The following is a 24,863-nucleotide window of genomic DNA, read 5'->3' on the forward strand; positions in this document are numbered from 1 at the left end:
ACCAGAAGGGTCCGACAGTTCCGACAGCGTGGTGCGGCGGACGCCAGGACACGCCGATCGGGCCCCCGCCGGCTGGCGGGGGCCCGATCGGCTCGTTCCTGGCGCGGTCAGACGCCGGCGGCGGCGCGCAGCGCGTCGACGCGGTCGGTGCGCTCCCAGGTGAAGTCGGGGAGCTCGCGGCCGAAGTGGCCGTAGGCGGCGGTCTGGGCGTAGATCGGCCGCAGCAGGTCCAGATCGCGGATGAGCGCGGCCGGGCGCAGGTCGAAGACCTCGGAGATGGCCTGCTCGATCCGCTCGGGCGCGACGGACGCGGTGCCGAAGGTCTCCACGAAGAGACCGACCGGCTCGGCCTTGCCGATGGCGTAGGCGACCTGCACCTCGCAGCGCGAGGCCAGCCCGGCGGCCACGACGTTCTTCGCCACCCAGCGCATCGCGTAGGCGGCGGAACGGTCCACCTTCGACGGGTCCTTCCCGGAGAAGGCGCCGCCGCCGTGGCGGGCCATGCCGCCGTAGGTGTCGATGATGATCTTGCGTCCGGTGAGCCCGGCGTCGCCCATCGGGCCGCCGATCTCGAACCGTCCGGTCGGGTTCACCAGCAGGCGGTAGTTCTCGGTGTCCAGCTTGATCCCGTCGCCCAGCAGCGCCCGCAGCTCGGGCTCCACGACGAACTCCTGGATGTCGGGCGCGAGCAGCGAGTCCAGGTCGATGTCGGCCGCGTGCTGGCTGGAGACCACCACCGTGTCGAGACGGGCCGCCTTGTCGCCCTCGTACTCGATGGTGACCTGCGTCTTGCCGTCCGGGCGGAGGTAGGGGATGGTGCCGTTCTTGCGGACCTCGGAGAGCCGGTGCGAGAGGCGGTGCGCCAGCCGGATCGGCAGCGGCATCAGCTCGGGGGTCTCGTCGCAGGCGTAGCCGAACATCAGCCCCTGGTCGCCGGCGCCCTGCTTCTCCAGCGCGTCCTCCGTGCCGCCGACGCGGGACTCGTAGGCGACGTCCACGCCCTGCGCGATGTCCGGGGACTGGGCCCCGATGGAGACCGACACTCCGCAGGACGCGCCGTCGAACCCCTTCTTGGAGGAGTCGTATCCGATCTCAAGGATCTTGCCCCGCACCAGCGTCGCGATGTCCGCGTACGCCTGGGTGGTGACCTCACCCGCGACATGGACGAGCCCCGTGGTGATCATCGTCTCCACGGCGACCCGGGAGGCCGGGTCCTCCTTGAGCAGGGCGTCCAGAATGGTGTCGCTGATCTGGTCGGCGATCTTGTCGGGGTGACCCTCGGTGACGGACTCTGAGGTGAACAGACGTCGGGACACAACGCTCCCTGGGGTTGCAGCGGCTGCTGACTATGCACCCGCGCGGGCCCGGGGCCGGCGCGGACAGCGACAGTGTATCGGGCGGAGCCAGCCGAGCGGAGTAGTAGACGCGATCCGCGTCCTCATCCGGGTGTCGGGGCGTGCTCCCGACCCGCCGCCCAGCGCCGGGCGACGGCGTCCCAGACGAGGTCGGCCAGCGCCTCCTTCGGGCCGAGGGGGACGGGCGTCTGCGAGCCGTCGGCGGCCAGGATCACGGCCTCGTTCTGGTCGGTGCCGAACGCGATGCCCTCCCCCACCTGGTTGACCACCAGCAGGTCACAGCCCTTGCGGGCCAGTTTGGCCCGCCCGCCGGCCAGGACGTTCTCCGTCTCGGCGGCGAAGCCGACCACGATCCGGCCGGCCGGCCGGGCGGCGGCGAGCTCGGCCAGCACGTCCGCGTTGCGGACCAGGGCGATGGGCTCCGGCTCCACTCCGTCACGCTTCTTGATCTTCTGCTGGGCGCGCTGACTCGGCCGGAAGTCGGCGACGGCGGCGGCCATCACCACGGCGTCGGCGCCCTCGGCCTCGGCGTGCATCGCGCTCCGCAGTTCCTCGGCGCTGGCGACGTGCCGGACGTCGACGCCGGCCGGGTCGGGGAGCGCGGTGTTGGCGGCGACCAGCACGACCTCGGCGCCCCTGGCCTGCGCGGTGCGGGCCAGCGCGTAGCCCTGCTTGCCCGAGGAGTTGTTGCCCAGATAGCGCACCGGATCGATGGCCTCCCTGGTGCCGCCGGCGCTGATCACCACGCGGCGGCCGGCCAGGTCGGGCTCGGCCCCGGCCGGGCCGCGCGCCAGCACCCGGCGGGCCACCTCGAAGATCGCCGAGGGGTCGGGCAGCCGGCCCTTGCCCGTGTCCGCGCCGGTGAGCCGGCCGACGGCGGGCTCGATGACCACGGCGCCCCGGCGGCGGAGGGTGGCGACGTTCTCCCGGGTGGCCGGGTGCTCCCACATCTCGGTGTGCATGGCGGGGGCCAGCACGACGGGCGCGCGGGTGGTCAGCAGCACGTTGGTGAGCAGGTCGTCGGCACGCCCGGTGGCCGCCCTGGCCAGCAGGTCGGCGGTGGCGGGGGCGATCACCACCAGATCGGCGCGGCGGCCGATCCGCACATGCGGGACCTCGTCGACCTCGTCCCAGACCTCGGTGGTCACCGGGCGGCCGGAGAGCGCCGCCCAGGTGGGGGCGCCGACGAAGCGGAGCGCCGAAGCGGTGGGCACCACCCGCACCCCGTGTCCCGACTCGGTGAACAGGCGCAGCAGTTCACACGCCTTGTAGGCGGCGATGCCGCCACCCACACCCAGCACGATCTCCGGCTGACTCACCACTGGCCCCTCTCCCATCTCCCTCGCGGCCCACCCGAAGGGGCGACCGGGCCCCATCCTGCCGCACGGCGCACCGAGGGCCCGGCAGCACCCTGGCTGCCGGGCCCCGAGCGGACCGCCGGAGGCGGGACGCGTCAGTCGGTGGCGCCCTCGATGGCCTCGGAGGTGAGCAGACCGGCGTTGATCTCGCGGAGCGAGATGGAGAGCGGCTTCTCGTGCACATGGGTGTCCACGAGCGGGCCGACATACTCCAGCAGGCCCTCGCCGAGCTGCGAGTAGTACGCGTTGATCTGACGCGCGCGCTTGGCCGCGTAGATCACCAGGCTGTACTTGGAGTCGGTGGCCTCAAGCAGCTCATCGATCGGCGGGTTGATGATGCCCTCGGGCGTGGTGATGGGAGAGGACACGCTCTGCCTTCCGGTGGAGGTCGGGAGCCGCTGGACGGCTCCCGGGGTTCAACGAATCAAGGCTAGCAGTTCGGCGGAGACCTCCTCGACGGAGGTGTTGACAAGCGTGACGTCGAACTCCGCCTCGGCTGCCAGCTCGCCGCGCGCGACGGCCAGCCGGCGCTCGACCACCTCGGGCGGCTCAGTGCCCCGGCCGGTGAGCCGGCGGACCAGCTCGTCCCAGCTGGGCGGGGCGAGGAACACCAGCCGGGCGTCGGCCATGGAGTCGCGGACCAGCCTGGCGCCCTGGAGGTCGATCTCCAGCAGCACCGGCTCCCCCGCCTCGATGCGGTCGACGACCGCGCGACGCGGCGTGCCGTAGCGGTTGCCGGCGAACTCGGCCCACTCCAGCAGCTCGCCGTTGGCGACAAGCTTGTCGAACTCCTCGTCGCTCACGAAGAAGTAGTGCACCCCGTGCCGCTCCCCCGGCCTGGGACGCCGAGTGGTCGCGGAGACGGAGAGCCACACCTCCGGATGGGCCTTGCGCAGATGAGCGACGACCGTGCTCTTGCCGACCCCGGAGGGGCCGGAGAGCACGGTCAGTCGCGAACGATCGGTCATGCCGGCGATTATCCCGCTTCCCGCTTCGGTGGCGAAAACCGCTTCAGCGAGCGCGGCACGATCTCAGGCGCCGCTGCCGAACTCCCGTTCAAGGGAGGCGATCTGGTTGGAGCCGAGACCACGGACCCGGCGGCTCTCGGAGATGCCGAGCCGCTCCATGATCTGACGGGCGCGGACCTTGCCCACGCCGGGCATCGACTCCAGAAGGGCGCTGACCTTCATCTTGCCGATGACATCGTTCTCCTGACCCTGCTTGATGACCTCGTGCAGGGACGCACCGGAGTGCTTGAGCCGATTCTTGACCTCGGCGCGCTCCCGGCGAGCCGCGGCGGCCTTCTCAAGCGCGGCTGCGCGCTGTTCAGGGGTAAGGGGCGGAAGAGCCACGCCTACGTCACCTCGGTTGTCGAACTGTCGGATAGGGAACGGTGAGGAACCTAGCGGCACCGCACCAGTGGAGCAACGAGCAACGCGCCCGGGTGCTCCGCTCTCGACGGAGACTAGCGGCCGTGACGGCAATAAGTCAGGGAGAATCGACAAAAAGTCCTGGTCAGCTGAGGAGCCTCGGCGACATATCGGATATATGCCCACGCTTTTCGGTGGAGTTACGCCAACGAGGAACGTTTCCGCGCCGCCAGGAGCGCCCCTCACGCCGGGTCGGCTCCCCGGAGTCGAGCACCGAGCGCCCCCGGGGAGCCGACGTCACGTGGCTATGTGCGACAGGGCGGCTACGGTAGGACGTCGGTCAGCCCCTCGATCTCCCTGGCCGCGGCCTCGCGCAGCGCGCCGATGCCGGGCCCCCGCCGCAGCAACCCGCGGCTGACGCTGGGCAGCACCTGGCCGAGGGCGTCCCCGAAGACCCGGGGCAGATCCGCGGCCGTGGCACCCTGGGCCCCGAGCCCCGGGGCCAGCAGCGGCCCGTTGACGGACAGGTCGAGGGCGGTGTCCCCCACGGTCGCGCCGACGACCGCGCCGAACGAGCCCAGCGGCGCGGCCCCCGCGTTCTCCTCCGCCAGCTGGTGCAACACCCGCTGCGCCAACGGGAGTCCGGAGGCGGTGGTGGCGGTCTGCGTCTCGGCGCCCTCGGGGTTGGAGGTGCGGGCCAGGACGAAGGCGCCGGCCCGGTCGGCCCTGGCCGCGTCGAGGGCGGGGCGCAGGGAGGCGTAGCCGAGGTAGGGGCTCAGGGTCACGGCGTCGCAGCGCAGCGGGGCGGCCGGACCGAAGTAGGCGCCGGCGTAGGCGGCCACGGTGGAGCCGATATCGCCGCGCTTGACGTCGAGCAGCACCAGCGCGCCGGCCGACCTGGCGTCGGCGACCACCCGTTCCAGCACCGCGACGCCCCGGGAGCCATGGCGTTCGAAGAACGCCGACTGCGGCTTGAGCACCGCGACGCGGTCGGCCAGGGCCGCCACCACACCGTCCGCGAACCGGGCCAACCCCTCGACGTCGTCCGGGAGTTGCCAGGCGGCGAGCAGTTCGGGGTGCGGATCGACGCCGACGCAGAGCGGGCCGCGCCGGTCCATGGCCCGACGCAGCCGGGCGCCGAAGGGCTCAGGGACGGTCATGGTGGGGGCTCCTGACATCGGCGCCGACCGCGTCGGCGAGCGTGGTGTACGGGCTGGCCGCCAGCCGCTTGGCCAGCCCCCGGTGCAGGGCGCGGGTCCAGCCGGGGCCCGCGTAGACGAAGCCGCTGTAGCCCTGGACCAGGGTGGCGCCGGCCAGGATCCGGTCCCAGGCGTCGTCGGCGGTCTCGATGCCGCCGACGCCGACCAGGGTGATCCGGTCCCCGACCCGGGCGTGGAGGCGGCGCAGCACGGCCAGGGAGCGCTCCTTGAGCGGGGCTCCGGAGAGGCCACCGGCGCCGAGCGCGGCCACCGCCGCCCCGTCGGCGCGCAGTCCGTCGCGGGCGATGGTGGTGTTGGTGGCGATGATGCCGTCCAGGCCCAACTCCACGGCGAGGTCGGCGATCTGGTCCAGGTCCTCGTCGGCGAGGTCGGGGGCGATCTTCACCAGCAGCGGCACCCGCCGTTCGGGCACGGCGCGGTCGGCCGCCTCGCGCACCGCGACCAGCAGGGGGCGCAGATGGCGGGTGGCCTGGAGGTCACGCAGCCCAGGGGTGTTGGGCGAGGAGACGTTGACGACCAGATAGTCGGCGTGCCCGGCGAGGCGTTCGGTGCTGGTCACATAGTCGTCGACGGCACCCGATTCGGGGACCGCCTTGGTCTTGCCGATGTTGACGCCGAGCGCGGGGCGCCGGTGGCCGAGACCGGCCAGCCGGGCGGCCACGGCCGCGGAGCCGGCGTTGTTGAAGCCCATGCGGTTGACCAGGGCGCGGTCCTCGGCGAGCCGGAACAGCCGGGGCCTGGGGTTGCCCGGTTGGGGCTGTCCCGTGACCGTGCCGATCTCGACGAAGTCGAAGCCCAGCATCGCCATGCCCCGGGTGCCCACGGCGTTCTTGTCGAACCCGGCGGCCAACCCGAAGGGGCCCGGGAGGTTCATTCCCAGGGCATGGACGGCCAGGGTGGGATGCCCAGGTGCATAGCGGGCACGGACGGCGGAGGCCAGTCCCGGGACGCGGGCGGCCAGCCGGATCAGCCCGAAGGCCCAGTGGTGGGCGCGCTCCGGGTCGATCCGGCGCAGCACGGTGCGGTAGAGCAGCCGGTAGGCGCGGTGCTCGCTCATCGGGCACGCGCCGCGTTGAGCCGCTCGGCGTGCTCCTGGAGGGAGCACACCTTGACGTCGCCGCTCAGCAGCGCGTCGATCCCCTGGACGGCGGCGGCCAGCGCCTGCACCGTGGTCAGGCAGGGCACGCCCCTGGCGACGGCGGCGGTGCGGATGTCGTAGCCGTCGAGCCGACCGCCGGTGCCGAAGGGGGTGTTGACGATGAGGTCGATCCGCCCGTCGTGGATCATCTGGACGATGGTGGGCTCGCCGTTCGGGCCGCCCCCCTCGCTCTGCTTGCGGACCACGGTGGAGTCGATGCCGTTGCGGCGCAGCATCTCGGAGGTGCCCGAGGTGGCGAACAGCTCGAAGCCGTGCTCGGCCAGGGCGCGGGCGGGGAAGATCACCGAGCGCTTGTCGCGGTTGGCGACGGAGACGAAGGCCCGGCCCCGGGTGGGCAGGGCGCCGTAGGCGCCGGCCTGGGACTTGGCGTAGGCGGTGCCGAACACCGAGTCGATGCCCATCACCTCGCCGGTCGACCGCATCTCGGGGCCGAGCACCGTGTCCACGCCGCGTCCGCCCACATCGCGGAACCTGGCCCAGGGCAGCACCGCCTCCTTGACGGAGATCGGCGCGTCCAGCGGCAGGGTGCCGCCGTCGCCCTCGGCCGGCAGCATGCCTTCGGCGCGGAGTCCGGCGACGGTGGCGCCCAGCGAGATCCGGGCGGCGGCCTTGGCCAGCGGCACGGCGGTGGCCTTGGAGGTGAACGGCACGGTGCGGGAGGCGCGGGGGTTGGCCTCCAGCACATAGAGGATGTCCCCGGCGAGCGCGAACTGGATGTTGATCAGCCCGCGCACCCCGACGCCGCGCGCGATCGCCTCGGTCGAGGCGCGCAGCCGCTTGATGTCGTGGCCGCCGAGGGTGATCGGGGGCAGGGCGCAGGCCGAGTCGCCCGAGTGGATACCGGCTTCCTCGATGTGTTCCATGACCCCGCCGAGGTACAGCTCCTGGCCGTCGTACAGGGCGTCCACGTCGATTTCCACGGCATCGTCGAGGAACCGGTCGATCAGCACGGGGTGTTCGGAGATCAGCCCGGCGTGCCGGCGCAGATAGTCCTCCAGGGCGGGCTCGTCGTAGACGATCTGCATGCCGCGCCCGCCCAGCACATAGCTGGGGCGGACCATCACCGGGTAGCCGATGCCGGCGGCGATGGCGCTGGCCTCGTCGAAGGAGAACGCGGTGCCGTACTTGGGGGCGGGCAGCCCGGCCTCGGCCAGCACCCGGCCGAAGTGCCCGCGCTCCTCGGCGAGGTTGATCGCCTCGGGCGAGGTGCCGACCACCGGCACCCCGTTGTCCTTGAGTGCCTGCGCCAGGCCCAGCGGGGTCTGGCCGCCGAGCTGGACGAGGACGCCGGCGACCGGCCCGGCGAGGGTCTCGGCGTGCACGATCTCCAGCACGTCCTCCAGGGTGAGCGGCTCGAAGTAGAGCCGGTCGGAGGTGTCGTAGTCGGTGGAGACCGTCTCCGGGTTGCAGTTGACCATGACGGTCTCGTAGCCGGCCTCGCTCAGCGCGAAGCAGGCGTGCACACAGGAGTAGTCGAACTCGATGCCCTGGCCGATGCGGTTGGGGCCGGAGCCGAGGATGATCACGGCGGGCTTCTCGCGGGGCGCGACCTCGGTCTCCTCGTCGTAGGAGGAGTAGAGGTAGGGGGTGCGCGCGGCGAACTCGGCGGCGCAGGTGTCCACCGTCTTGTAGACGGGGCGCACGCCCAGCGCGTGCCGCGTCTCGCGCACCGCGTTCTCGCTCAGGCCCCGGATGTCGGCGATCTGCGCGTCGGAGAAGCCGTGCCGCTTGGCGTACGCCAGCGTTTCGGCGCTCAACTCGCCGGCGGCGGCCAGCTCGTCGGCGACCTCCTTGATCAGGAACAGCTGGTCGACGAACCAGGGGTCGATCCGGGTCGCGGCGAAGACCTCGTCGGGGGTGGCGCCGGCCCTGATGGCGCGCATCACCGTGCCGAGCCGGCCGTCGGTCGGGGTGCCGGCCAGTTCGAGCAGCTGCTCCTTGTCGCCGTCGCCGGCCGCCGCCGCGGGCGAGAAGTCGAAGGGGGCGTCCTTCTTCTCCAGCGAGCGCAGCGCCTTGTTGAGCGCCTCGGTGAAGTTCCGGCCGATGGCCATGGCCTCGCCGACCGACTTCATGGTGGTGGTGAGGGAGGTGTCGGCCGCGGGGAACTTCTCGAAGGCGAACCGGGGGACCTTGACCACCACGTAGTCGAGCGTGGGCTCGAAGGAGGCCGGGGTCTCCTCGGTGATGTCGTTGGGGATCTCGTCCAGCGTGTAGCCGACGGCCAGCCGGGCGGCGATCTTGGCGATGGGGAAGCCGGTGGCCTTGGACGCCAGCGCGGAGGAACGGGAGACCCGGGGGTTCATCTCGATCACCACGATCCGCCCGTCCTCCGGGTCGACCGCGAACTGGATGTTGCAGCCGCCGGTGTCGACGCCGACCTCGCGGATCACCGCGATGCCGATATCGCGCAGCACCTGGTACTCGCGGTCGGTCAGCGTCATCGCGGGGGCGACCGTGATGGAGTCCCCCGTGTGCACGCCCATCGGGTCGAGGTTCTCGATGGAACAGACCACGACGACGTTGTCGTTGCGGTCCCGCATCAGCTCAAGCTCGTACTCCTTCCAGCCGAGGATGGACTCCTCCAGGAGGACCTCGGTGGTCGGCGAGAGGGCCAGGCCCTGCCCTGCGATCCTGCGCAGCTCGTCCTCGTCGTGGGCGAACCCCGATCCGGCGCCGCCCATGGTGAACGAGGGGCGGACCACCACGGGGTAGCCGCCCAGCTCGTCGACGCCGGCGAGGATCTCGTCCATGGTGTGGCAGATCACCGAACGGGCGGACTCGCCGTGCCCGATCCGCTCGCGGACGGCCGCGACCACCTCCTTGAACCGCTCGCGGTCCTCGCCCTTGTGGATGGCCTCCACGTTGGCGCCGATCAGCTCGACGCCGTAGGTCTTCAGGGTGCCGGCCTCGTGCAGCGCCACGGCGGTGTTGAGCGCGGTCTGGCCGCCGAGCGTCGGCAGCAGGGCGTCCGGGCGCTCCTTGGCGATGATCTTCTCGACGTACTCGGGGGTGATCGGCTCGACATAGGTGGCGTCGGCGATCTCCGGGTCGGTCATGATGGTCGCCGGGTTGGAGTTCACCAGGATCACGCGCAGGCCCTCGGCCTTGAGCACCCGGCACGCCTGGGTGCCGGAGTAGTCGAACTCGGCGGCCTGACCGATGACGATCGGGCCCGAGCCGATGACCAGGACGGACTGGATATCGGTGCGCTTAGGCACGCTGGCCCTCCATCAGGGAGACGAAGCGGTCGAACAGGTAGGACGCGTCGTGCGGACCGGCCGCCGCCTCCGGGTGGTACTGGACGCTGAACGCGGGCCGGTCCAGCAGGCGCAGGCCCTCCACCACGTCGTCGTTGAGGCAGACATGGGAGACCTCGGCGCGGCCGAAGGGCGTCCGGGTCGGGGCGCCCAGCGGGGCGTCGACGGCGAAGCCGTGGTTGTGCGCGGTGACCTCGACCTTGCCGGTGGCGAGGTCCTTGACGGGCTGGTTGATGCCCCGGTGCCCGTACTTGAGCTTGAACGTGTCGAAGCCGAGGGCCCGGCCGAAGATCTGGTTGCCCAGGCAGATCCCGAAGAGCGGGGTGCCACGGTCCAGCACGCCGCGCATCAGCGCGACCGGGTGGTCGGCGGTGCCGGGGTCGCCAGGACCGTTGGAGAAGAACACCCCGTCGGGGTCGGCGGCGTAGACACCGTCCAGGTCGGCGCCCGCAGGCAGCACATGGACCTCGATGCCGCGCTCGGCCATCCGGTGCGGTGTCATCCCCTTGATGCCCAGGTCGACGGCGGCGACGGTGAACCGCTTGGGGCCGACGGCCGGCACCACATAGCGTTCCTCCGTGGCGACCTCGTCGAAGAGGTGCGCGCCGACCATCGGCGGCGCGGCGCGCACCAGGGCCAGCCGCGCCTCCCGGCTCTCGGCGAGCGCGGGGCCGGAGAAGATCCCGCAGCGCATGGCGCCGCGCTCCCGCAGATGGCGGGTGAGGGCGCGGGTGTCGACGCCGCTGATCCCGACGACGCCCTGCGCGAGCAGCTCGTCCTCCAGGCCGCGCCGGGAGCGCCAGTTGGACGGGGTGCGGGCGGGGTCGCGCACCACATAGCCGGCGACCCAGACGCGACGGGACTCCTGGTCCTCGTCGTTGACACCGGTGTTGCCGATGTGCGGCGCGGTCATCACCACGATCTGGCGGTGGTACGAGGGGTCGGTGAGGGTCTCCTGGTAGCCGGTCATGCCGGTGGAGAAGACCGCCTCGCCGTGGGTCTCGCCCACCGCGCCGTAGGCGCGGCCGGTGAAGAACCGGCCGTCCTCCAGGACGAGTTCGGCGGGCCCGGGGGCGCCGGGCCGGGGGGTGGCGCTCATCGGACGCGCTCCGTTTCGGTTCGTTGGGAGGACCGGGCGTCGTCGGCCGGCTGCTCGGGACGGTGGTGGCCGAGGGCGTCCACCCAGGCCGCGTGCTCGGCGGCCCGGTCGGAGCGGAAGCCGGAGTCGAGGACGCGGTCGCCGTGGCGCCAGGTGATCACCAGCAGCCCGCCCTCGGTGAGGACCTTGCCGGCGATGCCCTTGTCCAGGCGGGCGCCCAGGACGCGGTCGGCCGGGATCAGGAAGTCCTGGGCGCCGGGCCGCAGCACCCGCACGCCGTGCTCGGTGAGGGCGACATCGGCCCTGCTGCGCGTGCCCAGACCGTGCGCGACGATCCGGTCCAGCCACTGGCCGGCCGTCGTCGAGCCGTGGTACCGGCCGGTGAAGGCCAGCCGCGGTGTGCCGTCGGCCGCTGGCGGCTCGGGCAGCGCCGGGAGGTCCCCCTGGAGCGTGGCGCGCCACTTCCAGCCCTCCCGCATCAGCCAGTAGACCAGCGCGACCAGCAGCAGCAGGCCGATCACCCAGCCGATGCGCTCGGCCAGGTCGGTCACCGGCTGGGAGCGGCGCTCCAACTCCTCGGCGTCCTCGGCGAGGACGACCAGCGCGGAGACGGGGGGACTCATACCAGGGCCCCGTTCCGCAGGGTCGGCCGGCCGCGCAGCCAGGTGTCGGTGACCCGGCCCGGCAGCTCGCGCCCCCGGTAGGGGGTGTTGCGGCTGCGCGAGACGAAGCCCGCCGGGTCCACCTCGGCGCGGTGCGTGGGGTCGAGCAGGGTGAGGTTGGCCGGCTCGCCCGGGGCGATGGGCCGGCCGTGGCCGGTCAGGCGGCCGATGGCGGCGGGGCGCGTGGACATCCGGTCGGCGACCTGGGCCCAGTCCAGCAGACCGGTGTCGACCATGGTGTGCTGCACCACGGAGAGCGCGGTCTCCAGGCCGATCATCCCCATGGCCGCCGCGCCCCACTCGCAGTCCTTGTCCTCGTGGGGGTGCGGGGCGTGATCGGTGGCCACACAGTCGATGGTGCCGTCGGCCAGCGCCTCGCGCAGCGCCAGCACGTCGCGTTCGGTGCGCAGCGGCGGGTTGACCTTGTAGACCGGGTCGTAGGAGCGCACCAGCTCGTCGGTGAGCAGCAGATGGTGCGGGGTGACCTCGGCGGTGACCCGCCAGCCCTTGGACTTGGCCCAGCGGACCAGCTCGACGGAGCCCGCGGTGCTCAGATGGCAGATGTGTACCCGGGAGCCGACGTGCGCGGCCAGCAGCACGTCGCGGGCGATGATCGACTCCTCGGCGACGGCCGGCCAGCCGGCCAGGCCCAGCTCGGCGGAGACCACGCCCTCGTTCATCTGGGCGCCCTCGGTGAGCCGGGGCTCCTGGGCGTGCTGGGCGATCACCCCGTCGAACGCCTTCACGTACTCCAGCGCGCGGCGCATGATCACCGCGTCGTCGACGCACTTGCCGTCGTCGGAGAAGACCACCACGCCGGCGGCCGACTCGTGCATCGCGCCCAACTCGGCCAGCTTGCTGCCCCCGAGCCCGACGGTGACCGCGCCGACCGGCTGCACGTCGCAGTAGCCGGACTCGCGGCCGAGCCGCCACACCTGCTCGACCACGCCGGCGGTGTCGGCGACGGGGAAGGTGTTGGCCATGGCGTGCACGGCGGTGAAGCCGCCGGCCGCCGCCGCCCTGGTGCCGGTGCGGACCGTCTCGGAGTCCTCGCGTCCCGGCTCCCGCAGATGGGTGTGCAGATCGACCAGCCCCGGCAGCAGCACCCGGCCAGCCGCCTCCACGACGGTGGCGCCCTCGGTGGGGAGGCCGGCGCCGATCTCGGCGATCGTCCCGCCCTCGATCAGCACGTCCCCCGGGGCTCCGCCGAGCACTCCGGCACCTCGGATCAGCGTCCGCTCGCTCTGGCTCATGCTCGTTTCCCTTGTGTCGCTTCGTCGAGTCCGGTGGCCGGCTGTCCTGTGGTGGTGTCGGAGCGCGGGCCCGCGCTCTCGGCGCCGCCGAGCAGCAGGTAGAGCACCGCCATCCGCACGCTCACGCCGCCCGAGACCTGTTCGACGGCGGTGCAGCGCGGCGAGTCGGCGACCTCGGCGGTGATCTCCATGCCCCGGTTCATCGGTCCCGGGTGCATCACGATGGCGTGCCCCGGCATCCGCGCCATCCGGTCCGCGTCCAGCCCGTAGCGCCGGGCGTACTCCCGCTCGGTCGGGAAGTAGGCGGCGTTCATCCGCTCCCGCTGGACCCGCAGCGTCATCACCGCGTCCGAGTCGGGCAGCACCGGATCGAGGGCGTAGGACACCTCGCAGGGCCAGGCGTCGACGCCCACCGGCAGCAGGGTCGGCGGGGCGACCACCGTGACCTGGGCGCCCAGCGTGGTGAGGAGCCGCACGTTGGACCGGGCGACCCGGCTGTGCAGGATGTCGCCGACGATGGTGACGCGGCGGCCGGTGAGGTCGGTGCCCAGCGCGCCACCGGCCAGCCGGCGGCGCAGCGCGAACGCGTCCAGCAGCGCCTGGGTGGGGTGCTCGTGGGTGCCGTCCCCCGCGTTGACGACCGCGCCGCCGATCCAGCCCGAGGTGGCCAGCCGGTGCGGGGCGCCCGAGTCGGGATGGCGGATCACCACGGCGTCGGCGCCCATCGCCTCCAGGGTGAGCGCGGTGTCCTTGAGCGACTCCCCCTTGGAGACCGATGAGCCCTTGGCCGAGAAGTTGATCACATCGGCGGAGAGCCGCTTGGCCGCGGCCTCGAAGGAGATCCGGGTGCGGGTCGAGTCCTCGAAGAAGAGGTTGACCACGGTGCGACCGCGCAGCGTGGGGAGTTTCTTGATCGGCCGGCCGGCGACGCGGGAGAGTTCCTCGGCGGTGTCGAGGATCAGCACGGCGTCGTCACGGGTGAGGTCGGCGGCCGAGATGAGGTGGTGCTTCATCAAGTGCCTTCCGTAGGCAAGGAAGTGTGCTGGTGAGCGGGGCGCGCTGGCGCTCCGCGTGCGGAAGGTCGGGGCGGATCAGCCCGCGGCTCCCCCGGCCTGGCGGCTGGGAGGCGCCCCCGGGGGTCCCCAGGACGAGGACGGAGGGGGCACTCGGGTGATCCGGGGGCGCGGCGGGCGGGCGCGCCTGGCGGCGCCTTCCGGGCGGCGCCCGGGGGCGTCGCGGGCCCGGTGGGGCTTTCCGGCCACGGGCTAGCGCTCCGCGTCCGGTCGTGGGGCGCGCGTGCCGAGCAGCACGCCGTCGCGGCCGTCCTCCTCGGTCAGCCGGACCTTGACGGTCTCCCGGAGCGAGGTGGGGATGTTCTTGCCGACGTAGTCGGCGCGGATCGGCAGCTCGCGGTGCCCGCGGTCCACCAGGACCGCGAGCTGCACCGCCCGGGGGCGGCCGATATCGCCCAGCGCGTCCAGGGCGGCCCTGATCGTGCGGCCGGAGAAGAGCACGTCGTCCACCAGGACGACCAGCCGGCCGTCGATCCCCTCGCCGGGGATCTCCGTGCGGCCCAGCGCGCGGGCCGGGCGAAGCCGCAGGTCGTCGCGGTACATGGTGATGTCGAGTGAGCCGACGGGGGTGGCGTGGCCGGTGATCTCACGCAGCTTGGCCGCCAGCCGGCTGGCCAGGAAGACTCCTCGGGTGGGAATCCCCAGCAGCACCACGTCGTCGGCGCCCTTGGCGCGCTCGACGATCTCGTGCGCGATGCGGGTCAACACCCGCGCGATGTCCGGCGCCTCAAGCACGGAGCGATCCCCGGCCGAGCGGTCGCCGTGGCTCTCGCCACCGCTGTCACTGTCGATGTCGCTGTCCATACGGCTGTCCATACGAACGTGGACCTCCTTCCCCGCCTCACGGGACGGGCCTTAAAGGATGTCGGGTGGAACGCTCTGGACCCTATCAGGGTGATTTGCGTGCCTCGCATCGCCCCAGGTCAGAAAGAACTCCTCGGTCTCGGCTTGACGAGAGATATCACGCTGCGTAACCTCACAGTGAGTTACGAAAAGCCGTCCGGGGAGACACATGTCCAGCGAATACGCCAAACAGCTTGGAGCCAAGCTTCGAGCCATCCGCACCCAGCAGGGTCTGTCGCTTCACGGGGTCGAGGAGAAGTCCCAGGGCCGATGGAAGGCCGTGGTGGTCGGTTCCTACGAGCGCGGCGACCGTGCCGTGACCGTGCAGCGCCTCGCGGAGCTGGCGGAGTTCTACGGAGTGCCGGTGCAGGAGCTGCTGCCGGGCTCGACGCCCGGTGGTGCCGCCGAGCCGCCGCCGAAGCTGGTTCTCGATCTGGAGCGCCTGGCCAACGTGCCCAGCGACAAGGCGGGGCCGCTCCAGCGCTACACCGCCACCATCCAGAGCCAGCGCGGCGACTACAACGGCAAGGTGCTCTCGATCCGCCAGGACGATCTGCGCACCCTCGCCGTGATCTACGACCAGTCCCCTTCGGTGCTGACCGAGCAGCTGATCAGCTGGGGTGTGCTGGGCGCTGACGCGCGCCGCGCGGTGCAGGCCGAAGAGGGCTGATCCGACAGCGCTCCGACAGCACGGGGGCGGGTCCTGGCCCCTCGTCAGGGTCAGGACCCGCCCCCGTGTGCGGATCTCACGCGTGCCGGGAGGCGCGCTCGGACGGCCTCAGCGGCGCAAGGTCGGCTTGAGGTCCTTCAGGCGCCCGAGCAGGCCGTTCACAAAGCTCGGGGACTCCTCCGTGGAGAACTCCCGCGCCAGCTGGACGGCCTCGTCCAGCACCACGGCGTCGGGCGTCTCGTCCTCCCAGATCAGCTCGAAGGCGCAGAGCCTCAGGATGTTGCGGTCGACCACCGGCATGCGGTCCAGCGGCCAGCCCACGGTGTACTGGGCGAGCAGCTCGTCGATCCGCTCGGCGTGCTCCGCGTAGCCCTCGACCAGGCGCCTGCTGAACTCGCTGACCGGCGGCTGCCGTTCGTCGGTCCCGGCGAGTCGCTGCCAGTCGGCGAGGACCTCGGTGGGCTTCGCCGCGCGCTGGTCGGCCTCGAAGAGGATCTGGAGGGCTCGTTTGCGCGCCTTGCTGCGGGCAGCCACGGTTAGTTGTTCACCCGGCCAAGGTATTCGCCGGAGCGGGTGTCGACCTTGATCTTCTCACCGGTGGTGATGAAGAGCGGCACGCCGATCTCGTAGCCGGTCTCCAGCCGGGCCGGCTTGGTGCCGCCCGTGGAGCGGTCGCCCTGCACACCGGGCTCGGTGTACTCGATCACCAGCTCGACGGCGGCCGGCAGCTCCACGAAGAGCGGGCTCTCCTCGTAGATGGCGACCGTGCAGTCCTGGCCCTCCAGCAGGTAGTTCGCCGCGTCGCCCACCGTCTCGGGGTTGATCGGCAGCTGGTCGTAGGTCGCGGTGTCCATGAAGACGAAGTCCGCGCCGTCCTTGTAGGAGAACTGCATCCCCCGGCGGTCGACCGTGGCCGTCTCGACCTTGGTACCGGCGTTGAACGTCTTGTCCACCACCTTGCCGGAGAGCACATTCTTGAGCTTGGTGCGCACAAAGGCGCCGCCCTTGCCGGGCTTGACGTGCTGGAACTCGACTACGGACCACAGCTGGCCGCCGTCGAGCTTGAGCACGATGCCGTTCTTGAGGTCGTTCGTGGTGGCCACGGTCGTGGATTCTCCTGAGGCTGCCGCAGTGGACGGACCCGAAGCCCCCGGGCCCGGCCCCGGCTGGGGCTACAGCGCCAGAAGCTCCTTGGTCGTGATGGTGAGTAGCTCGGGCCCGCCGTCCGCCGACGGGCGGACGACGAGTGTGTCGTCGATCCGGACACCGCCCCGGCCTGGAAGATGTACCCCCGGCTCGACGGTGACCGGCACACAAGCGCCCAGTCTACCCATGGCGGCGGGGCCCATCCGAGGGTCCTCCCCCATTTCCAGTCCCACCCCGTGCCCGGTGACGGGCCCCAGCGCCTTCCCATGGCCGGCCGCGGTCAGCACCTCGCGCGCCGCGCGGTCGACGGCCCGGCACTCGGCGTCGGGCGCCAGCGTCTCCCTGGCCGCCCGCTGGGCGGCGAAGACCACGTCGTACAGCTCGATCTGCCAGTCCGCCGGGCTGGTGCCGATCACGAACGTGCGCCCGATCCGGCAGCGGTAGCCGCGGAAGCGGGCGCCGAGACGCACGGTGAGGAAGTCCCCCTCCTCCACCCTGCGGTCCGTCGGCCGGTGCCCCGCGAGCCCCGAGTGGCTGCCGGTGGCCACGGAGGTGGGGAAGGCCGGGCCGTCCGCGCCGTGGTCCACCAGGCGGCGCTCCAGCTCCAGCGCCAGATGCCGCTCGGTGCGGCCCACCAGGATGGACTCCAGCAGCTCGCCGAGCGCCCGGTCGGTGATCTCCGCGGCCACCCGCAGCGCGGCGATCTCGTCCTCGTCCTTGACCACCCGCTGGCCCTCCACCGCCCGGCCCAGGTCGGTCAGCCGCACGGCGGGCGCGGCAGCCGTGAGCGCGCGGTGCCTGGCCACCGTGAGGTGGTGCTCCTCCAGCGCGATCTCCTCCGCCCCCTCCTCGACGGCCAGGGCGACGGCGGCCTCCACCGGGTCGGCCTCGCCGTCCAGGGCGACGATCCTGGGGCCGCCGAACTCCCCCAACGGACCCGCGGGGCTCTGGGCCGGGTCCCAGTGGCCGAGCAGCACATCACCACCCGAGTGGCGCACCAGCAGTGCGGCCCCCGCGGGGGCCGCACCGGCCAGATAGCGAACATTGGCAGGGCCTGAGACGACGGCCACGCCGTTCACGGGGGAACAGCGGGCGCGCAGCCAGGACCGTCGAGCCGCGTGAACCTCGGACATGCGTCGAGCCTACGCACGGCGGGCGGGCACGGCCGGCTGAACACGTCCTAACGAGCGCGCGTCACCACTGCGGTGGGCTGGTCAGACTGCGGCTGACGGCGTCGTCCAGCATCCGCGCCGTGGACGCCACATCGTGCCGGGAGTTGTCGATGATGGGCAGCCCCGAGCCGTACCAGCCGGCCATGCGGCCGTGGATGGTGGCGACCTCCTCGTCCGACAGCCGCCTGGTGCCGCTGCGCTCGGCGTTGCGCTCCAGCACCACGTCGAGGCCCGGCAGCAGCACCACCGGGATCAGGCCGGGGCCCACATGGCGCTTCCAGCCGCCCAACCCGACCGCCGGCCGGTCGGGGAAGACCGCGTCGTCCAGGATGCAGGAGATCCCGTTGGCCAGGAAGTTCCGCGCGGCGAACCCGCAGGTGCGGCGGGCCAGCCGGTACTGGGCCTCGGAACGGTCGTCCCAGCCGCGGCGCGGGTCGGCGAAGCCGGCGCGCACCCACTCCCTGACGTCGTCCAGGCTGATGTGCGCGGTCGGCACCTGGCGCCGCTGCGCCCAGTACCGCGCGACCGTGGTCTTGCCGGCTCCGGCCGGCCCGATCAACAGCACGGCCACGCCCGCGTGATGGGCGTCCGGCATGGCCGTCCCCGGAGCCGGGGCGGGCGCCGGCACCATCTGTCCCGGCGGCAGTTGGACATACCCGGTGCCGCCGTCGAGCGGCACGGGTGGCGGTGTGGGCATCCCACCAGCTTGTCGCATCCGCTCCCCACTCCGTCTTCTCCCCGGCACGGCCGACCGGCTCGTGCGCACCCTTCCGCTGGGACAACGGTACCGTTCGCCCACCCCGCTCCGGGAGGCGGCGGTCGGCGAGCGGACCGTCGCGCCCCGGCAGCGCGGCCCCTCAGGAGGTCGGTTCCTCGGCCAGCGAGCGCAGCGCCAGCAGATAGGACCCGATGCCGAACCCGGCGACCGTCCCGCTGGCCACCTGCGCGATGACCGAGGTGTGCCGGAACTCCTCGCGCTGGTACGGGTTGGAGATGTGCACCTCGATGAGCGGAGCGGTGCGCTGCGCCGCCGCGTCCCGCATCCCGTAGGAGTAGTGGGTGAACGCGCCCGGGTTGATCACCACGGGCAGCCGTTCGTCCGCCGCCTCGTGCAGCCAACGGATCATCTCGCCCTCGTCGTTGGTCTCCCGCACCTCGACGGCCAGGCCCAACTCGGCGCCCAGCGCGCGGCATCGGGCCACCAGACCGGCGTAGGAGGTGCTGCCGTAGACATCGGGCTCACGGGAGCCGAGACGCCCCAGGTTGGGCCCGTTGAGCACCAGCACGCGGCGTACCTCCGCGCTCCGCTCCGCGCCCATCAGGCGGCGATCTCCGCGTGCGCGGCCAGCAGGGCGGCCGGGTCCGGGCTCTCCAGCACGGTGGGCCTGGCCAGGCCGTCCAAGACGATGAAACGCAACCGGTCCCCCCTGGTCTTCTTGTCCACCCGCATGGTGTCCAGCAGCTTGGGCCACTGATCGCCCCGGTAGGTCACCGGCAGCCCCAGCGACTCCAGCACCGTGCGGTGCCGCTCGGCGGTGGCGTCGTCCAACCGGCCGGCGATGCGGCCGAGTTCGGCGGCGAAGACCATCCCGACGGAGACGGCGGCGCCATGCCGCCAGCGGTAGCGCTCGTTCTTCTCGATGGCGTGCGCCAGGGTGTGGCCGTAGTTGAGGATCTCCCGGCGTCCCGACTCCCTCAGGTCGTCGGAGACCACCTCGGCCTTGACCCTGATGGAGCGCTCCAACAGCTCGGCGGTGTGCGGCCCCTCGGGTCCGCGCGCGGCGGCCGGGTCGGCCTCGATCAGCTCCAGGATGCGCGGGTCGGCGATGAACCCGGCCTTGACGATCTCGGCCAGCCCCGACACGTAGTCGTGCACCGGCAGCGACGCCAGCGCCGCCAGATCGCAGAGCACTCCGGAGGGCGGGTGGAAGGCGCCGACGAGGTTCTTGCCCTCGGCGGTGTTGATCCCGGTCTTGCCGCCGACGGCCGCGTCCACCATGCCCAGCACCGTGGTCGGCACGGCGATCCAGCGCACCCCGCGCAACCAGGTGGCCGCGACGAAGCCGGCCAGATCCGTGGTGGCGCCGCCACCGACGCCGACGATCACATCGCCCCGGGTGAACCCGGTCTGGCCGAGCGCCTGCCAGCAGTACGCGGCGACCTCGACGTTCTTCGCGTCCTCGGCGTTGGGGAGCTGGACGGCGATCGCCTGGTAGCCCTGGGCGGCCAGGTCCTCGCGCAGCGCCTGGCCGGTCTCGGCCAGCGCCTCGGGGTGCAGCACGGCGACGCGGGTCGCCTGGCCGACCAGCCCCGGCAGCTCGTCCAGCAGCCGGTGGCCGATCAGCACGTCGTACGGCTGGGTGCCCTGGCTGCCGCCGACGGTGATCCGCAGCGGCTCCGTCTCGTCGAGGAGGGGGTCGCGGGTGTCGCTCATGCGGGATGGTGCTCCAATGCGTCGAGTACGGCCGTGGCCACCTCGTCGGGCGTGCGCTCCTCGGTGGCGAGCACGGCCCTGGCGACCTCGGTGTACCAGGGGCGACGCTCCTCCATCAGGGCGCGCCAGCGCTGTCGCGGGTTGACCGCGAGCAGCGGCCTGGGCACGTCGAGGCCGACGCGCTTGACGGCCTCGGCGAGCGCCACGTCGAGGAAGGCCACGGGCAGCCCGGTCAGCAGCGCGCGGGTGGCGGGGTCGAGCACGGCGCCGCCGCCCAGCGCGAGGACGCCGTCGTGCTCGGCGACGGCCTCCCGGACGGCGGCGGCCTCAAGGGCGCGGAAGTGCGCCTCGCCCTCGTCGAGGAAGATGTCGAGGATGGGCTTGCCCGCGGCCCGCTCCACGTCGGCGTCGGTGTCCCGCAGGGACACCCCGAGCCGGTCGGCGAGCAGCGCGCCGACGGTGGACTTGCCGGATCCCGGCGGGCCCACCAACACCACCAGGGGCGTGGTCACCTGACCTCCAGATTGGCGAGATAGCCGGTGACGTTCCGGCGGGTCTCGACGACGTTGTCGCCGCCGAACTTCTCCGCGACCGCGTCGGCGAGCACCAGCGCGACCATCGCCTCGGCCACGATGCCGGCGGCCGGCACCGCGCAGACGTCCGAACGCTGGTGGTGGGCCCTGGTGGTCTCGCCGGTGGCGACATCCACCGTGGCCAGCGCCCTGGGCACCGTTGCGATCGGCTTCATCGCGGCGCGCACCCGCAGCGGCTCGCCGGTGGAGAGCCCGCCCTCGGTGCCGCCGGAGCGCCCGGAGGAGCGACGGATGCCGTCGGGGGTGGAGACGATCTCGTCGTGCGCCATCGAGCCGGGGACCCGGGCCAGACCGAAGCCGTCGCCCAGCTCCACGCCCTTGATGGCCTGGATGCCCATCAGGGCACCGGCCAGCCGGGCGTCGAGACGGCGGTCCCAGTGCACATGGGAGCCCAGGCCGACGGGGGCACCGTAGGCGAGCACCTCGACGACGCCGCCCAGGGTGTCGCCGTCCTTGTGCGCCTGGTCGATCTCGGCGACCATCGCCGCGCCGGCCGCCGCGTCGAGGCAGCGCACCGGGTCGGCGTCCAGCGCGGTGACGTCCTCGGGGCGGGGCAGCAGGCCCTGCGGCGCCTGGGCGGCGCCCAGCTCCACGACATGCGAGACGATCTCGATGCCGGCGGTCTCCCGCAGGTAGGAGCGGGCCACCGCGCCGAGCGCGACCCGGGCGGCGGTCTCCCGCGCCGAGGCCCGCTCCAGGATCGGGCGGGCGTCGTCCACCCCGTACTTCTGCATGCCGGCCAGGTCGGCGTGGCCGGGCCTGGGGCGGGTGAGGGGGGCGTTGCGGCCCAGCTCGGCCAGCTCCGCCGGATCCACCGGATCGGCGGCCATCACCTTCTCCCACTTGGGCCACTCGGTGTTGCCGACCATGACCGCCACCGGGGAGCCGAGGGTCAGCCCGTGGCGGACGCCGCCGATGAAGGTGACCTCGTCCCGCTCGAACTTCATCCGCGCGCCCCGGCCGTAGCCGAGGCGCCGGCGGGCCAGGGCGTCGGCGACCAGGTCGGTGGTGATCGGCACCCCGGCGGGCAGCCCCTCCAACGTCGCGACCAGTGCGGGGCCGTGTGACTCCCCCGCGGTCAGCCAGCGCAGCCTGCTCAACGGTGCTCCTCGGATGTTCGACCCTGCGTGTCGCCCTCGATCTTGCCACGTTCGGCGGAGTGGGCCGTGCTCCGTCTGCCCCGCGAGACACCGCTGGTCGGACGCGGGTCAGCCGGCGGCCAGGGCGGCCTCCCCGGCGGCCCGCATCGCGGCCAGCGGGGCGGGGGCGAGGCCGGTCATCGACTCGACCTGGCAGACCGCCTGGTGGACCAGCAGGTCGAGCCCGCCGACGACCTGCCCGCCGGCGGCCGACCAGGCGGCGGCGAGCCGGGTGGGCCACGGCTCGTACAGGACGTCGAAGAGGACCCCGGGGGTGGCCGGCACCGCGTCGGCGAGCGCGTCGGTGGCGCCGACCGGGGTGGTGGCGACGACGAGCGGCGCGGACAGCGCCCGCGCCGCCTCGCCCCAGCCGGTGGTGGTCACCCGGACGCCGAGCCGCTCGCCCCAGGAGCGCATCTCGGCGGCCCTGGCCTCGGTGCGGACGCAGGCCGTGACCTCCTGGGCGCCGAGCCGCCCCAGCGCGGAGAGCGCGGACGAGGCGGTGGCCCCGGCGCCCAGCACGGTGGCCCGTTCGACGCGGGTCACGCCGCGTTCGGCGAGCGCGGCCACCATGCCGGGGATGTCCGTGTTGTCGCCGACGGCGCGCCCGTCGTCGGTGAACACCACGGTGTTCACGGCCGAGACGGAGTCGGCGGTGTCGCTGATCTCGTCCAACAGCGGCAGGACGGCGCGCTTGAGCGGCATGGTCAGCGAGAGGCCGGCCCACTCGGGGCCCAACCCGCCGAGGAATTCGGCCAGTTCGTCCTCGCCGACCTCGAACCTGCCGTACTGCCAGTCGGTGAGGCCCAGCGCCTGGTAGGCGGCCCGATGCAGCGCCGGGGAGAGGGAGTGCGCGATCGGGGAGCCGAGCACGGCGGCCCTGCGGGGCGGTCGCGGCCCGGTCATTCGTCGGCCTCCTCGCGGGCCCGCCGCTGGACCTCGTTGAAGTCGTCGACGTTGCGCTCGTGTTCGACGTCGTCGGCGGTGAACCGGGTGTCGCCCGGCTCCACGGTGACGAAGAACAGCCAGTCGCCCTCGGTGGGGTTGAGCGCCGCCTCCAGCGCCTGGTGGCCCGGGTTGTCGATCGGGCCCGGCGGCAGACCGAACTCCTCATAGGTGTTGTACGGCGAGTCCACCCCGATGTCGTCGAGGGTGACGTCCAGGGTCGACCGGCCCAGCGCGTAGTTGACGGTGGAGTCGAACTGGAGCTTCATGTCGATCTCCAGGCGGTTGTAGATCACCCGGGAGACCTTGCCGAACTCGTCGTCCTCCTGGGCCTCGGCCTGGATCAGCGAGGCGATGGTCAGCACCTCGCGGGGGGTGCGGTCGAGCTGTTCGGCGGCCGTCTCCAGGCTGATCCCCTCGAACTCGGCCTCGGCGCGCTCGACCATCTGCGTCAGCAGATCCTCCGGCGTGGTCTCGCCGCCGACGTCGTACCTGGCGGGGAAGAGGAAGCCCTCCGGATCGCCCTCGGCCCACTCCGGCAGGCCGATGGTGCCGGACTCGGCGACGTCCTCTGTGGTGCCCTCCGCCAACTCCAGGCGCTCGTCGATCATCGCGTAGATGTCGGTGGCCCGCCTGCCCTCGGGGATGGTCAGCACGTTGAGCGCCGAGGGGTCGGTGAGCGCGGCGACGGCGGCCTCGGCCGACATCTGCTGGCGCAGCGTGTAGACCCCGGGCTGGATCTGCGCCTCGGCGGCCTCGGCCGCCTCGACGAAGGCGTCGTGGCTCTTGACCACATCGGCCTCCTTGAGGATGTTGCCCATCTGGGAGAGCACGGCCCCGGCCGGGATCTCGACCTGGACCTCGCCCTGTCCCTCGCCCTCGTAGTCGGGCGCGGGGCCGAACCGGTCCTGGTAGAACTGGTAGCCGTACCAGCCGACGCCGCCGATGCCGCCGATCACCACGGCGGCGAGCAGCAGGCAGCCACAGCCCTTGCGTCGGCCCGATCTGCCCTCCCCGCGCCGCCCCTCGCCGTCGTCGGCGCCGTCGCGGTCGTCGTCATCGTCGCCGTCGCGGCGGAAGAAGTCGGACTCGCCCTGGTCGGGCCCTGGATCCCAGCCGGTCTCCGGGTCCGGCCCGGGTTCTGGCTCCCCGGCGCGGGCGCGGGGCACGCGCACGGCGTCCATCGCCTGGGTGGCGCCCTGGGGTTCGCCGGGATACCCACCGGGGTGATCGCCGGGATACTCGCCGGGACGGGGCTGCCCGCCCTGTTCGTGCGGGGTGAACCCCTGCTGGCCCGGCGGGGAGAGGTCGGAGTGGGCGGCCCGCGGGTCGACGTAGCCGCCGCGGGCGCCCGTGTCGTAGCCGGCGGCCTGGTAGCCGCCGGTGTCGTAGGAGGCGCTCTGGTACCCGCCGGTGTCATAGCCGCCGGTCTGGTAACCGCCGGTCTGGTAGCCCCCGGTGTCGTACTCGCCGGAGGAGTAGGCGCCGGTCTCGTAGGAGCCTCCGCCGTAGGAGCCGCCATAGCCGGCGTCGCCCTGCTGACCGCCGCCTTCGTACGGGCCGGCCCCGTAACCGCCGCTCCCCTGCGGGGAGTTGCCGCCCTGAGCGCCCTGAGTGCCGTGGGCGCCCTGGTCGTAGGGGCCCTGCGGATAGCCGCCGGTGTCGTAGCCGCCCTGCTGGTAGCCCTGCTGGTGGGCTCCGCCCTGTCCCTGACCCTGGCCCTGGCCGTAGGGATCCGCCTGATGGGACTGCCCGCTCGCGTCCCAACCCCCCTGCCCCTGACCCGGGTAGGACGGATCCTGGTACGACGGATCCTGGTAGCCGGGGTTCTGATAGGACGGATCCGGGTAGGACGGGTCCTGGTACCCCTGCTGGGGCTGGCCCTGCGGTGCCTGGCCGCCATACGCGTCCCAGGACTCGGCCCCCGCCCGCGGTGCCGGATGCCGACCGTGCGGGTCGTACCCCTCGGGCCAGTTCTGGTCACCGTGCGCCGGGTCGTCCGGGTACCACGGTTCGGAGCCGGCGCCCCGGCCGTAATCAGTCATCGATCCCCTTGTGCAGCAGGTGGCAGCCCCGTACCCCCCGTGCAGCAAACTGCCATGTCGCGCGGAACGT

Annotated in this window: 24 protein-coding genes; 1 reads left to right on the forward strand and 23 read right to left on the reverse strand. The window is 72.7% G+C overall.

Annotated elements, in window-relative coordinates; all coding sequences use genetic code 11:
* Positions 1–107: 107 nt before the first annotated feature.
* The 13 genes from metK to pyrR form a co-directional block, all read right to left on the reverse strand.
* Positions 108–1,316, reverse strand: a complete 1,209-nt coding sequence (gene metK, locus K4G22_RS01385; protein ID WP_228077739.1) for a methionine adenosyltransferase — start codon at positions 1,314–1,316, stop codon at positions 108–110.
* 122 nt (positions 1,317–1,438) lie between these two features.
* Entirely contained in the window at positions 1,439–2,692 is a 1,254-nt protein-coding gene (gene coaBC, locus K4G22_RS01390) for a bifunctional phosphopantothenoylcysteine decarboxylase/phosphopantothenate--cysteine ligase CoaBC (protein ID WP_425336582.1), read from the reverse strand.
* A 116-nt stretch (positions 2,693–2,808) separates the two neighbouring features.
* Positions 2,809–3,081: a DNA-directed RNA polymerase subunit omega gene (gene rpoZ, locus K4G22_RS01395; RefSeq protein WP_062215606.1), complete on the reverse strand. Its 273-nt coding sequence runs from the start codon at positions 3,079–3,081 to the stop codon at positions 2,809–2,811.
* Positions 3,082–3,129: 48 nt separating this feature from the next.
* On the reverse strand, positions 3,130–3,681 hold the full coding sequence (gene gmk / locus K4G22_RS01400) for a guanylate kinase (RefSeq protein ID WP_228077741.1): 552 nt from the start codon (positions 3,679–3,681) through the stop codon (positions 3,130–3,132).
* A gap of 63 nt (positions 3,682–3,744) precedes the next feature.
* Positions 3,745–4,065: an integration host factor gene (locus K4G22_RS01405; RefSeq protein WP_062215601.1), complete on the reverse strand. Its 321-nt coding sequence runs from the start codon at positions 4,063–4,065 to the stop codon at positions 3,745–3,747.
* Between the two features lie 341 nt (positions 4,066–4,406).
* Positions 4,407–5,243 (reverse strand): orotidine-5'-phosphate decarboxylase, encoded by an 837-nt coding sequence (pyrF, locus tag K4G22_RS01410; protein ID WP_228077742.1) that lies wholly within the window; start codon positions 5,241–5,243, stop codon positions 4,407–4,409.
* A complete protein-coding gene (locus tag K4G22_RS01415) occupies positions 5,230–6,360 on the reverse strand; it encodes a quinone-dependent dihydroorotate dehydrogenase (protein ID WP_228077743.1) in 1,131 nt (376 codons plus the stop codon). The genes pyrF and K4G22_RS01415 overlap by 14 nt, the downstream gene beginning before the upstream one ends.
* Positions 6,357–9,680: a carbamoyl-phosphate synthase large subunit gene (carB, locus tag K4G22_RS01420; protein WP_228077744.1), complete on the reverse strand. Its 3,324-nt coding sequence runs from the start codon at positions 9,678–9,680 to the stop codon at positions 6,357–6,359. Before carB ends, K4G22_RS01415 begins: the two co-directional genes overlap by 4 nt.
* Entirely contained in the window at positions 9,673–10,818 is a 1,146-nt protein-coding gene (gene carA / locus K4G22_RS01425) for a glutamine-hydrolyzing carbamoyl-phosphate synthase small subunit (RefSeq protein WP_228077745.1), read from the reverse strand. Before carA ends, carB begins: the two co-directional genes overlap by 8 nt.
* Complete coding sequence (locus K4G22_RS01430; protein WP_228077746.1) at positions 10,815–11,441, reverse strand: PH-like domain-containing protein; 627 nt, start codon at positions 11,439–11,441, stop codon at positions 10,815–10,817. Before K4G22_RS01430 ends, carA begins: the two co-directional genes overlap by 4 nt.
* Entirely contained in the window at positions 11,438–12,733 is a 1,296-nt protein-coding gene (locus K4G22_RS01435; RefSeq protein WP_228077747.1) for a dihydroorotase, read from the reverse strand. Before K4G22_RS01435 ends, K4G22_RS01430 begins: the two co-directional genes overlap by 4 nt.
* A complete protein-coding gene (locus K4G22_RS01440) occupies positions 12,730–13,746 on the reverse strand; it encodes an aspartate carbamoyltransferase catalytic subunit (protein ID WP_228077748.1) in 1,017 nt (338 codons plus the stop codon). Before K4G22_RS01440 ends, K4G22_RS01435 begins: the two co-directional genes overlap by 4 nt.
* Before the next feature lie 252 nt (positions 13,747–13,998).
* The gene (pyrR, locus tag K4G22_RS01445; protein WP_228083916.1) at positions 13,999–14,610 is read right to left on the reverse strand and encodes a bifunctional pyr operon transcriptional regulator/uracil phosphoribosyltransferase PyrR; all 612 of its coding nucleotides are present in this window, start codon (positions 14,608–14,610) and stop codon (positions 13,999–14,001) included.
* A gap of 208 nt (positions 14,611–14,818) precedes the next feature.
* On the opposite strand from pyrR, the gene bldD reads away from it, so the two are divergent.
* Positions 14,819–15,319, forward strand: a complete 501-nt coding sequence (gene bldD, locus K4G22_RS01450) for a transcriptional regulator BldD (RefSeq protein ID WP_062215586.1) — start codon at positions 14,819–14,821, stop codon at positions 15,317–15,319.
* A 108-nt stretch (positions 15,320–15,427) separates the two neighbouring features.
* Here the strand turns inward: bldD and nusB are convergent, their stop codons facing one another.
* From nusB to mltG, 10 genes are all read right to left on the reverse strand, one after another.
* Positions 15,428–15,853, reverse strand: a complete 426-nt coding sequence (nusB, locus tag K4G22_RS01455; protein WP_228077749.1) for a transcription antitermination factor NusB — start codon at positions 15,851–15,853, stop codon at positions 15,428–15,430.
* A gap of 2 nt (positions 15,854–15,855) precedes the next feature.
* Positions 15,856–16,422 carry an elongation factor P gene (gene efp, locus K4G22_RS01460; RefSeq protein ID WP_228077750.1) on the reverse strand — a complete coding sequence of 189 codons (567 nt, stop codon included), beginning with the start codon at positions 16,420–16,422 and terminating at the stop codon, positions 15,856–15,858.
* A gap of 69 nt (positions 16,423–16,491) precedes the next feature.
* Positions 16,492–17,598: a M24 family metallopeptidase gene (locus K4G22_RS01465; protein ID WP_228077751.1), complete on the reverse strand. Its 1,107-nt coding sequence runs from the start codon at positions 17,596–17,598 to the stop codon at positions 16,492–16,494.
* 61 nt (positions 17,599–17,659) lie between these two features.
* On the reverse strand, positions 17,660–18,352 hold the full coding sequence (locus K4G22_RS01470) for an AAA family ATPase (protein ID WP_228077752.1): 693 nt from the start codon (positions 18,350–18,352) through the stop codon (positions 17,660–17,662).
* Positions 18,353–18,494: 142 nt separating this feature from the next.
* Entirely contained in the window at positions 18,495–18,956 is a 462-nt protein-coding gene (gene aroQ, locus K4G22_RS01475) for a type II 3-dehydroquinate dehydratase (protein ID WP_228077753.1), read from the reverse strand.
* Positions 18,956–20,071 (reverse strand): 3-dehydroquinate synthase, encoded by a 1,116-nt coding sequence (aroB, locus tag K4G22_RS01480; RefSeq protein WP_228077754.1) that lies wholly within the window; start codon positions 20,069–20,071, stop codon positions 18,956–18,958. The genes aroQ and aroB overlap by 1 nt, the downstream gene beginning before the upstream one ends.
* Positions 20,068–20,583, reverse strand: coding sequence for a shikimate kinase (locus K4G22_RS01485; RefSeq protein WP_228077755.1), 516 nt, complete (start codon positions 20,581–20,583; stop codon positions 20,068–20,070). Before K4G22_RS01485 ends, aroB begins: the two co-directional genes overlap by 4 nt.
* Complete coding sequence (gene aroC, locus K4G22_RS01490) at positions 20,580–21,764, reverse strand: chorismate synthase (RefSeq protein WP_228077756.1); 1,185 nt, start codon at positions 21,762–21,764, stop codon at positions 20,580–20,582. The genes K4G22_RS01485 and aroC overlap by 4 nt, the downstream gene beginning before the upstream one ends.
* Positions 21,765–21,872: 108 nt before the next feature.
* Complete coding sequence (locus K4G22_RS01495; protein WP_228077757.1) at positions 21,873–22,709, reverse strand: shikimate dehydrogenase; 837 nt, start codon at positions 22,707–22,709, stop codon at positions 21,873–21,875.
* The gene (mltG, locus tag K4G22_RS01500; RefSeq protein WP_228077758.1) at positions 22,706–24,793 is read right to left on the reverse strand and encodes an endolytic transglycosylase MltG; all 2,088 of its coding nucleotides are present in this window, start codon (positions 24,791–24,793) and stop codon (positions 22,706–22,708) included. Before mltG ends, K4G22_RS01495 begins: the two co-directional genes overlap by 4 nt.
* Positions 24,794–24,863: the final 70 nt, after the last annotated feature.

The organism is Streptomyces profundus (assembly GCF_020740535.1).
GTDB lineage: Bacteria > Actinomycetota > Actinomycetes > Streptomycetales > Streptomycetaceae > Streptomyces > Streptomyces profundus.